At 68.6% G+C, this 9,986-nt stretch carries 15 protein-coding genes; 8 read left to right on the top strand and 7 right to left on the bottom strand.

What is annotated here, in order from left to right; genetic code table 11:
• Positions 1-292 precede the first annotated feature (292 nt).
• Complete coding sequence (locus tag J2X34_RS08960; RefSeq protein WP_254622833.1) at positions 293-622, top strand: MerR family transcriptional regulator; 330 nt, start codon at positions 293-295, stop codon at positions 620-622.
• Between the two features lie 52 nt (positions 623-674).
• Positions 675-1,061: a hypothetical protein gene (locus J2X34_RS08955; RefSeq protein ID WP_114718196.1), complete on the top strand. Its 387-nt coding sequence runs from the start codon at positions 675-677 to the stop codon at positions 1,059-1,061.
• Here J2X34_RS08955 and J2X34_RS08950 read toward each other — a convergent pair.
• The 7 genes from J2X34_RS08950 to rpmB all read right to left on the bottom strand — a co-directional run bounded on the left by J2X34_RS08950 (position 1,058) and on the right by rpmB (position 5,132).
• Positions 1,058-1,834, bottom strand: a complete 777-nt coding sequence (locus J2X34_RS08950) for an ABC transporter ATP-binding protein (protein WP_174908781.1) — start codon at positions 1,832-1,834, stop codon at positions 1,058-1,060. The two genes, J2X34_RS08955 and J2X34_RS08950, sit on opposite strands and share 4 nt — an antisense overlap.
• Positions 1,831-2,865 (bottom strand): iron chelate uptake ABC transporter family permease subunit, encoded by a 1,035-nt coding sequence (locus J2X34_RS08945; RefSeq protein ID WP_429516666.1) that lies wholly within the window; start codon positions 2,863-2,865, stop codon positions 1,831-1,833. Before J2X34_RS08945 ends, J2X34_RS08950 begins: the two co-directional genes overlap by 4 nt.
• Positions 2,862-4,049 (bottom strand): ABC transporter substrate-binding protein, encoded by a 1,188-nt coding sequence (locus J2X34_RS08940; protein WP_429516664.1) that lies wholly within the window; start codon positions 4,047-4,049, stop codon positions 2,862-2,864. The genes J2X34_RS08945 and J2X34_RS08940 overlap by 4 nt, the downstream gene beginning before the upstream one ends.
• A gap of 105 nt (positions 4,050-4,154) precedes the next feature.
• Positions 4,155-4,409 carry a 30S ribosomal protein S18 gene (gene rpsR / locus J2X34_RS08935; RefSeq protein ID WP_114718200.1) on the bottom strand — a complete coding sequence of 85 codons (255 nt, stop codon included), beginning with the start codon at positions 4,407-4,409 and terminating at the stop codon, positions 4,155-4,157.
• Between the two features lie 9 nt (positions 4,410-4,418).
• Positions 4,419-4,724: a 30S ribosomal protein S14 gene (rpsN, locus tag J2X34_RS08930; protein ID WP_114718201.1), complete on the bottom strand. Its 306-nt coding sequence runs from the start codon at positions 4,722-4,724 to the stop codon at positions 4,419-4,421.
• A 4-nt stretch (positions 4,725-4,728) separates the two neighbouring features.
• The gene (rpmG, locus tag J2X34_RS08925) at positions 4,729-4,893 is read right to left on the bottom strand and encodes a 50S ribosomal protein L33 (protein WP_114718202.1); all 165 of its coding nucleotides are present in this window, start codon (positions 4,891-4,893) and stop codon (positions 4,729-4,731) included.
• Positions 4,894-4,895: 2 nt separating this feature from the next.
• The gene (gene rpmB / locus J2X34_RS08920; RefSeq protein WP_114718203.1) at positions 4,896-5,132 is read right to left on the bottom strand and encodes a 50S ribosomal protein L28; all 237 of its coding nucleotides are present in this window, start codon (positions 5,130-5,132) and stop codon (positions 4,896-4,898) included.
• 117 nt (positions 5,133-5,249) lie between these two features.
• On the opposite strand from rpmB, the gene mrf reads away from it, so the two are divergent.
• The 6 genes from mrf to J2X34_RS08890 all read left to right on the top strand — a co-directional run bounded on the left by mrf (position 5,250) and on the right by J2X34_RS08890 (position 9,862).
• Positions 5,250-6,554, top strand: coding sequence for a ribosome hibernation factor-recruiting GTPase MRF (gene mrf, locus J2X34_RS08915; protein ID WP_429516660.1), 1,305 nt, complete (start codon positions 5,250-5,252; stop codon positions 6,552-6,554).
• A complete protein-coding gene (locus J2X34_RS08910; RefSeq protein ID WP_174908788.1) occupies positions 6,551-6,820 on the top strand; it encodes a type B 50S ribosomal protein L31 in 270 nt (89 codons plus the stop codon). The genes mrf and J2X34_RS08910 overlap by 4 nt, the downstream gene beginning before the upstream one ends.
• A gap of 3 nt (positions 6,821-6,823) precedes the next feature.
• Positions 6,824-6,997: a 50S ribosomal protein L32 gene (gene rpmF / locus J2X34_RS08905; protein WP_429516658.1), complete on the top strand. Its 174-nt coding sequence runs from the start codon at positions 6,824-6,826 to the stop codon at positions 6,995-6,997.
• A 34-nt stretch (positions 6,998-7,031) separates the two neighbouring features.
• Entirely contained in the window at positions 7,032-7,643 is a 612-nt protein-coding gene (locus J2X34_RS08900; protein WP_174908790.1) for a trimeric intracellular cation channel family protein, read from the top strand.
• A gap of 69 nt (positions 7,644-7,712) precedes the next feature.
• Positions 7,713-8,399: a response regulator transcription factor gene (locus J2X34_RS08895; RefSeq protein ID WP_114718207.1), complete on the top strand. Its 687-nt coding sequence runs from the start codon at positions 7,713-7,715 to the stop codon at positions 8,397-8,399.
• On the top strand, positions 8,399-9,862 hold the full coding sequence (locus J2X34_RS08890) for a HAMP domain-containing sensor histidine kinase (RefSeq protein ID WP_429516779.1): 1,464 nt from the start codon (positions 8,399-8,401) through the stop codon (positions 9,860-9,862). The genes J2X34_RS08895 and J2X34_RS08890 overlap by 1 nt, the downstream gene beginning before the upstream one ends.
• Positions 9,863-9,986: the final 124 nt, after the last annotated feature.

Here is a 9,986-nt window from a genome sequence, read left to right as displayed (position 1 = left end):
CGGTCGGATGCGGCCGAAGGCCGGTCCGGGATGTCATTAGTCGATGCGGCGTCGTCGCTGTCGAAAAATTACGACGCCACCCCCTGTGATCCCCCCATGGGTACAGGCGTCGCCCCCTCGTCCATGTGCTGAACAGTTGAACGACTTTGCTGAGCGTAAACAGCCGGACAAGAAAATACAAGACCGGTCGGTTTTTTTATCACCCGTACCTGTTGCTCTGACCTCGCGCATGCAAGTTAGCTATGCGAACCACCTCAGATTCCTTGTGGGCGACGCTGATACCGTTCGTCGCGTGGGAATCCAATCGCCGGATGAATCGACCCGGTCGAAGCGTGGTGTGTACGGCATCTCGGTGACATCCGAACTGGCCGGTATCGGCCCGCAGACGTTGCGTCTGTACGAGAGTCGCGGCTTGATCGCGCCTTCGCGCACCGGTGGCGGTACCCGCCGCTACAGCGAGGACGACCTGCATCGACTCGCTCGGATCAGCGAACTGGTCTCCCTCGGTGTGAATCTCACCGGCATCGGGCGCATTCTCGAGCTCGAGGACGAGCAGGAGAAGTTGACGGCCGAGAACGCACGTCTGCGGTCGGCCGTCGAGGCGATCGGGTCGGCTGTGTAGCGTTCAGTTTGCACCTCGTCTGAAGTTGCACCTACCCGAAGGACGATCGCCAGTGCCACGCACGCAGGAATACTCCGACCGTTACGCCGACGCGATGACCGCGTTGGCGGCTGCGACGCATCGGCCGACCAGCGTCGTCAACATCGGCGGCGAGTACGCGATCCGCGTCGACTTCGCCTTCAGCATGTACGTGCTGGCCACCAATTCCGAGCACGGTCTGAACAACGACCCGGACGCCCAGGATATCTGGCTGGTGCGCTTCTTCGAGGAACAGGCCGGCGGAGACGTCGCGCTCGTCGAGGCCCGGCACGAGTGGCTCGTCGACGCGTTCGACCTCGTGATCGAGGAACTCGTCCGCACCGGCAAATGGGTCACGTCCGATGCGATGCTGCACGAGATCGCGCCACGACCGGACGCCGAGAACGGTTCGGGCGCTTAGCTTTCGCCGAGCCGGAAGATGCCGTCGGTGGGGTCGAAACGGACCCGCCGCGAGTCGAAGGCCCGCCGGATCGCGCCCGAGTCGATCAGGGCGGTGGGGGTGCCGTCGACCACGGTGCCGTCTCCGGCCGCGAGCCAGACGTGCTGTGCGGTTCGCAGGACCAGTTCGACGTCGTGCGTCGACAGCAGCACCGTGATGCCGGCGTCGGTGGCGATCTCCTCGAGCAGTGCCAACAGTTCCACGCGGGCTGCGACGTCGAGGAAGGCGCTGGGCTCGTCGAGCACCAGCAGTGACGGTTGCTGCACGAGTGCGCGCGCGATCAGCACCCGCTGACGCTGGCCGTCGGACATCTCGTGGAGGCGGACGTCGGTGAGGTCTGCGGCGCCCATCCGGTCGAGGCTGTCGGCGATCAGCTGCCGTTCGGCGGAGCTGAGGCGGGACGCGAAGCCCTGGTGGGGGAGTCGTCCGAGTGCGGCGATCTCGCCGCCGGTGAGCAGTCCACCGTCGACGCGGTCGGTGAGGACCACCGCGACTCGACGGGCCCGCTCGGCCGGAGACAGCTTCGTGATGTCGACGTCGTCGAGTCGGGCCGACCCGTGGAGGATCCGCTGCAGACCGGCCACCGAGCGCAGCAGTGTCGACTTGCCGGCGCCGTTGGGGCCGAGCAGTGCGGTGACCTGCCCGGAATGCGCGGTGAGATGCAGTCCGCTGAGGATCTCTCGCGGTGGCCGCCCGGGGTAGCCCACCGTGACGTCGTCGAGCACGAGGGTCATGCCATGCCCGCCTTGGTCTGCCGCGATCGCATCAGGACGAGGATCACGACCGGCGCCCCGACCAGTGCCGTCACGACGTTGAGGGGCAGCACCCCGTCACGACCCGGCAACTGCGCCACCACCGAGCACAACAGCGATACCGCGGCCCCCATCAGAACGGCGCCGGGCAGCAGCACCCGGTGATCGGACGTGCCGAGCGCGAGGCGCGTGAGATGCGGGACCGCGATGCCGAGGAAGGCGATGGGCCCGCAGAATGCGGTGACTGCGCCGGCCAGCAGTGCGGCGGACGTGATCGCGACGGTGCGGGTGCGCAGTAGGTGCACGCCCATCGAGTTGGCGTAGTCCTCGCCGAGCAGCATCGCATTGAGCGGGCGCACCAGGGTGGCCGCCAACACGATCCCGACGGCAACGGCGGGGATCAGCACGCGCAGATCGGACCACGACGCGCCGGAGTACGACCCCAGACTCCACAGGATGAACTGCTGCATCTGCGCGGGCTGCGAGAAGGCGACGAGCAGGGACACGACGGCGCTGGTGACCGAGCCGACCATGACGCCGACGATCAGCAGCGTCACGACCGATCGGATCCATCGCGAGATCGCCAGCACCACGAGCAGCACCACGAGCGCGCCGATGGCCGCGGCCGCCGCGATCCCCAGGCGTCCGGTGCCGGCCACGGCCGCGAACACGCCCGCACCGGCCCCGGAGCCGAGCACGACCAGCGCGACACCGAGACTCGCGCCGGATGACACCCCGAGGATGTACGGGTCGGCGAGCGGGTTCGCGAACAGCGTCTGCATCAGCAGGCCCGCGACGGCGAGCGCGGCGCCCGCGCACGCCGCGGTGACGACGCGGGGGAGGCGGATGTCCGCGATGAGCGTGGTCCAGCGCGCGTTGCCCGCATCCCCGGTGAACAGGTACCGCGCGGTGGCGCCGAACGGGATGGTCACCGAACCCACCGACACCGCGAGCACGACCGCGACGAAGACGAACGCGGCCAGTGCGGTCAGCGCAGCTGCGGTGCGGTTCACTGCAGGCGGCTGTAGAAGGTGAACTCGTGGCCGGGCATCAGGTCCGGATGGGCGATCGCGATCAGGTCGGCCAGCACCAGGTCGGGGCGCAGGACGCCCTGCTCGTAGATGTCGATGGCGCCGGCGTCGGTGATCCGCTTCGACGACGTCCACACCTGCCCGTCGCGGAAGGCCGCGAACTCGGCGAGCCGCGGCTCCGCGGCGATCGCCTCGGCCTTGGTCCTGTTGGAGGAGTTGCTGATCGCGACCGGTGCGTCCCCGGCGCGGGCGAAGACCGTCTCGAGGTCGGTCTGCAGGCTGCCGGTGCCCGGATCGGTCATCCACGGGTGGGTGATGCGGGCCGTCGCGTACAACTCGTTGGAGTAGCTCGCGAGCGGCACCGACCACGCACCCTGGTAGGGCAGGCCCGGCACGATCGAGACCGGCGTCTGGTTCGCCGCCAGCGTCGTGTACTTGTCGTAGTCCGTGACGATCCCGTCGAACGTCTCGGTGGCCTGCTTCTCCGTGCCGGTCAGGGCCGCGAAGAACTTGATCCACTCGGAGCGGCCCCGCGGATCGGTCTCGAGCCAGTCATAGTTGTCGAGGACCGGGATGCCTGCCCGCTCGATCACGGGAAACGCCGGATCCTCGAAACCGCCGGTGACGAACGCCTGCGGGCCCTGTGCGACCACGGCCTCGGCGTCCACCTGTCCGGCGGTCGCGAACTGGGTGACGTCGTCGTCGGCGATGTGAGCCCGGGCGGTCTCGCTGTAGACGTAGTCGGCGCTCGCGAAGCCGGTGAGGGCATCGAGCTTGCCGAGGGCCTCGAGGCTGGGCAGGTGGGTCGTCGACTCGGCGAACAGGTCGGTCACCGGCGTCGCGATCTGCTGAGCGCCGGCGAGGTCGCCGGTCAGCTCCGGTTTCGGGGCGCCGCAGCGGGTGAGCACGTACGACTCGTCGGCTTGCCCGGGCTGGCGGACGGTGAGCACCTGGTACGAGTTGTGGTACTCGATGTCGAAGTTCTCGGCGTAGTCGACAGTCTGCTTGTCGGGGAAGTAGTCGGTGTTCGCATCGAAGTCGGTGATGCAACCGGCACGGCCACCGTCGCCGGTGGTCGTCGACGAGTCGGACGAGCAGGCTGCGACACCACCCACGGTCAGGGCGGTCGCGGTGAGGAGAACGGCGGTACGGAGCGAGAACGACACCCGGAGAATCTAGCGCGGCCCCCGGACGGCGGTGCGACCACGCCGGAAACGACGAAAGGCCGCACAGTCGCCTCGACTGCGCGGCCTTTCGGCAGAGCGTGTGTGCTACCGGCTGGTGAAGGGCAGCAGTGCCATCTCGCGGGCGTTCTTCACCGCGACGGCCACCTGACGCTGCTGCTGCGGGGTGAGGCCCGTGACGCGGCGGCTGCGGATCTTGCCGCGATCGGAGATGAACGTGCGGAGCAGGTTGATGTCCTTGTAGTCGACGGTCTCGACGCCCGCGGTGATCAGCGGGTTCTTCTTGGGACGGCGGCCCTGTTCGCTGCGCGCCTTCTTCGACGGTGCTCTCTTGACTGCCATTGCTCTTCCTTACCAGCTCGACTTGTGTACGCCTGGCAGTTCCCCACGATGTGCCATCTCGCGCATCCGCACGCGGGACAGACCGAACTTCCGCAGGTGACCGCGCGGACGTCCATCCGCAGCGTCTCGATTGCGCAATCTTACCGGACTCGCGTCCCGGGGAAGCTGCCGAAGCCGGTACTGGGCTTCGGCGCGTTCCTCGGCCGAGCTGGACGGTCGGCGGATTGTCTCCTTCAGTTCGGCGCGCACCGGCGCGTACCGCGCGACGACGGCCCTACGGTGTTCGTTCCGTGCGATCTTCGACTTCTTTGCCACCGCGTCAGCGCTCCTCTCGGAAATCGACGTGCCGACGGATCACGGGGTCGTAGCGCCGCAGCACCATCCGGTCGGGGTCGTTGCGGCGGTTCTTGCGGGTGACGTACCGATATCCGGTCCCCGCGGTCGAGACCAGCTTGATGACGGGGCGGACCTCGTTGCCTGCCATGGTCAGACCTTCTCTCCTGCGGCCCGCATGCGGGCGACGACGGCCTCGATGCCGTCCCGGTCGATGGTGCGGATGCCCTTCGGGGTCAGCGTCAATGTGATTCGTCGGCCTCGGCTGGGCACGAAGTATGTCTTCTTCTGGATGTTGGGGTTCCAGCGGCGGCTGGTGCGCCGGTGCGAATGGGACACGGACCTGCCGAATCCCGGGGTGCGTCCGGTGACCTGACAGCGAGCGGGCATGGGACTTCCTCTCCGGTCCATGAGGGCCGAACTCGAACGATTAATGAAAACGATTGTCGACAAGCGCGATCGAAGTGTAGCCTCGTGAATCGGTAATGACAATCGTTTTCGAAAGGGGTGGCTGTGGCTGACGTGCCGGACGGCCGCACACCGTTGGTTCTCGTCGCGGGCTGGAGCGGGCCGGTCCATCGGACGGCCCTCTCGCTGCTGGGTGACGGTCGGGTGGGCACGGTCGTGATCCATCACGACCTCGGGCAGCTCCGCGAGGGGGTGGTCCGCCGCACCGTGACGACTGGATCGGTCGAGGCCCCCGAGGTGCGGACCGAGATCCTCGAGCTCGCGCACGGGTGCGTGTCGTGCACGCTGCGTCACGACCTGTTGCCGCTGTTGCGCCGTCTCCACGCGCGCAGTTCGGTGGACCGGATCGTGCTCGAGCTCGACCACGCACTGGAACCGGAGGCGGTGTGTTGGGCGATCGAACACGTCCCGGTGGTCGGCGTGGTCGGACAACTCGACGGGCCCGCGGTCCGCGACGTACGCGTGGATGCGGTTGTGACGTGCCTAGACGCCGGGGAGTGGTGGCTTGCCGCCACCGGCGACGACGACCTCGACGATGACCGGACCGTGGCCCAGGTGGCGGTCGGGCAGGTGGCGTTCGCTGACGCGCTCGTGGTCGACGACGACACCGGCGAGCCGTGGCTGTCGCACCGGCTGCGTGCAGTCCTCGCCCGTCTCGCACCGGGTGCGCCGATCTCCGGGACGCCCGACGCAGCTGCGTTGCTGCCGCTCATCCCGGCGGACGCCCGACGCGGCCGGATCTTCGGCACGCACGCGCCGCTGTTGCGGGGTGGCCCGCCACTGCACGCCGAGCACGGGGTGTCACTCGTCGAGTTCACGGCCCGACGTCCCTTTCATCCCGGGCGGCTGCACGAGGCGATCGACGTCCTGCTCGACGGTGTCGTCACGGCGCGTGGGCGCATGTGGCTCGCGACCCGATCCGACGTCGCGCTCTGGCTCGAATCCGCCGGTGGGGGCCTACGCGTGGCGAGTGCGGACCGTTGGCTGGCCGCGATGACGGAGGACGAACTCGCGGCCGCCGACGACGAACGGCGTGCGATGGCGGCGCTGGGCTGGGACGAGCGGTTCGGCGACCGGGACACCTCGCTCGTGGTGCTCGTCCACGACGCCGACCCGGACGCGGTGACGGGCGCCCTCGACTGGGCGCTGCTCACCGAGCGGGAGCTGGCCGACGAGTCGGCATGGTCCACGTGGGAAGACCCGTTCGGGGAGTTCCACGAGGACCCGTGCGCGGACCCCGATCCGGTCGGTCGGATCGCCGGCGCGGGCCTCGGAACCGAACAACGAAGCGCCGACCACCGAAGCGCCGAACACCGAAACACGAACGGAGAAACGAAGCGATGAAACCAGGCATCCACCCCGAGTACCGGCCGGTGGTCTTCCAGGACTCGACGACCGGGCATGCCTTCCTCACCCGATCGACTGCGGCGACCGACCACACCGTCGAATGGGTCGACGGCACCGTCCGGCCGCTCGTCGTCGTCGACGTCACGAGCGATTCGCATCCCTTCTGGACCGGCACGAGTCGTCTGGTCGATCGGCAGGGGCGGGTCGAGAAGTTCGAGCGGCGGTTCGGCCGCCGTGTCGGCCGCGGACCCCGGGAGGGCTGAACGATGGCGGTACCCAAGCGGCGCATGTCGCGTGCCGACACCCGCAGCCGACGGTCCCGGTGGAAGGCGATCGCCCCGGACCTGGTGACGGTGACCGTCGACGGCCGGACTCATCGCGTCCCCCGACGTCTGGTCCGTGCGGTCCGGCTCGGCCGGATCGATCCCGGCCGACTGTGACCCCTGGCGCGCCGGTCCGTGCGACGCTGTCCGCGTGCTGCTGAAGATCCTCGAGCTCGCGGGCATCGCCGTGTTCGCCGCGTCCGGCGCGCTGGTCGGGGTGACCAAGCGGTTCGACGTCTTCGGGGTCTGTGTCGTCGGCGTGTTCACCGGCATCGGCGGCGGCATCGTGCGCGACGTGCTGCTCGGCATCCACCCGCCGACGTCACTCACGAGTTGGCCGCTGTTCGGGACCGCGGCGGCGACGTCAGTGATCGTGTTCTTCGTGCATTCGGCGATCGGGCGGCTGCGACGCGAGATCCTCGTGCTCGACGCGCTGGGGATGGGACTGTTCGCGAGCACGGGTGCGACGATCGCGCTCGGGGCGGGCGCCGGTGCCCTCGCATCCGTGCTGATCGGTGCGACCGCGGCCATCGGCGGCGGCATCCTGCGCGACGTGCTCGTCAACGAGGTGCCGTTGCTGCTGCACCGCGACTTCTACGCGATTCCCGCGCTGCTCGGTGCGACGCTGGTGGTCGCCGGGTCCGAGGCGGGCCTGACCGGCAACACCGCGTTGGTGGTCGGCACCGTGGTCGCGACGACCGTTCGGTTGGCAGCGTTGTGGCGGCACTGGAGCCTGCCGGGACCGAGGCTGCCGCGTGACTGACGCGACACGCCGGTCTGGTGAACGGGATCCTCTCAGCGGGATCTCAGTCGGTGGGGCCAAAATGGCCGCATGCGCATTTTGGTGGTCGACGACGACCGGGCTGTTCGGGAGTCACTGCGGCGTTCCCTGAGCTTCAACGGGTACACGGTCGATCTCGCCGTCGACGGCGTGGATGCGCTCGAGAAGGTGTCCGCATCGCGTCCCGACGCCCTGGTGCTCGACGTCATGATGCCGAGACTCGACGGATTGGAAGTGTGCCGGCGCCTGCGAAGCACGGGTGACGATCTTCCGATTCTCGTTCTCACGGCGCGCGATTCGGTGTCGGAGCGGGTGGCCGGCCTCGACGCGGGTGCCGACGACTACCTGCCCAAGCCGTTCGCGCTCGAGGAGTTGCTGGCTCGGCTGCGGGCCCTGCTGCGCCGCGCGTCCCCGGCTGCCGGTGAGGATTCCGAGGCGATGACGTTCGAGGATCTGACCCTGGACCCCGTCACCCGCGAGGTGACCCGCGCCGGTCGGTCGATCAGTCTCACGCGCACCGAGTTCGCGCTCCTCGAGATGCTCATGGCGAACCCCCGGCGGGTGCTCTCCCGCAGCCGCATCCTGGAAGAGGTGTGGGGATACGACTTCCCGACGTCGGGGAACGCGCTCGAGGTGTACGTCGGTTACCTGCGTCGGAAGACCGAAGCCGAGGGCGAGCCCCGACTGATCCACACGGTCCGCGGCGTCGGATACGTGCTGCGGGAGACTCCTCCGTGATGGTCACCCCCTTCGGACGCGCGGGCGCCGACCCGAACCCGACCGGTCCGCAGATCGGTCCCATGCCCCCACCCCGGCACGAGATGCGGCCACCGATGCCGCTCACCCGGTCGGTGTCCCTGCGGTGGCGCGTGACGTTGCTCGCGGCGTCCGTCGTGGCCGTCGCGGTCGCCGTCATGGCGCTGGCGGCGTATGCCGTGGTCTCGCGCGCCCTGTACGCCGACGTCGACAACCAGCTGCGTTCGCGGGCATCCGCGATCGTCGACAACGACCTCATCACCTTCGACCCGCGGTACATCGCTGGCGCGACGCTATACACCAGCGATATCAGTGTGGCGCTGATCTTTCCGGACCTGAACAAGTACATCCCGCCCGGCTCGGTGGTTCCGATCGGCCCGGCCGAGATGGCGGTTGCCCGAGGACAGCGCGACTTCTCGCTGCGCACCGTCGAGGGCAACCGGGTGCTCGCCGAGCGCACGCGTGACGGCAGCACCCTGGTGATCGCGCAGCGGCTCGAGCCGACCGAGGACGTGCTGGACCGGCTTGCCTGGGTGCTGTTCGTGGTGGGTGGATGCGGCGTCGTCCTCGCCGCGGCGGCCGGCACGACAGTGGGCCGAACGGGTCTGAGACCCATCGGACGACTGACCGCAGCGACCGAACGCGTGGCCCGCACCGACGATCTCACCCCGATTCCGGTCACCGGCAACGACGAACTGGCTCGCCTGACAACCAGTTTCAACACGATGCTGCGCGCCCTCGCGGAATCACGGGTCCGGCAGAGTCGGCTCGTGGCCGACGCCGGACACGAGCTGCGTACCCCGCTCACCTCGTTGCGGACCAACATGGAACTGCTCATCGCATCGAGTCGCCCGGGGGCGCCGAGCATTCCGGCCGAGGACATGGCGGACCTGCGCGCCGACGTCGTAGCCCAGATCGAGGAGCTCTCCACGCTCGTCGGGGACCTGGTGGATCTCGCGCGCGAGGATGCCCCCGAGACCGTCTTCGAGCTGGTCGATCTCAGCGAGGTCGTGGAGCGGTCCCTGGAGAAGGCCCGTCGCCGACGGAACGAGATCGACTTCGAGGCCGTCACCACTCCGTGGTTCATCTACGGCGACCAGGCCGGGCTCTCGCGGGCCGTCCTCAACGTCCTGGACAACGCCGCGAAGTGGAGTCCGACGGGGGAGCGTGTGCAGGTCACGATGCGACAGATCGGTGACCGCCTGCTCGAACTCGTCGTCGACGACGCTGGCCCCGGCATCCCGTTCGAGGATCGGGAGTTGGTCTTCGAACGGTTCTACCGGTCGACGGCGTCACGTTCGATGCCCGGATCGGGTCTCGGCCTGGCGATCGTCCGGCAGGTGGTCGTCAAGCACGGCGGCACCATCGCGGTGGAGACGTCCGACCGAGGCGGTGCCCGTATCCGAATCGTCCTGCCGGGCGAACCCGAGGCCGACAGCCGCTGATCCGAACGTCCGGGATGTGATCCTGGCCACTTCGTCAGGAACACGGGAAACTGAAAGCAGCGTCTCAGCGGCTTCTCAGCCGTGCCGGGCAATCTGGATTCAGCGACCGGACCGGATCCGGGAT

Origin of the sequence: Rhodococcus sp. BE178 (genome assembly GCF_050433545.1) — a bacterium.
In the GTDB taxonomy this organism is placed as follows: Bacteria; Actinomycetota; Actinomycetes; order Mycobacteriales; family Mycobacteriaceae; genus Prescottella.
Note: the sequence above shows the minus strand (reverse complement) of the source record. Positions and strands in the feature narration are given on the sequence as shown.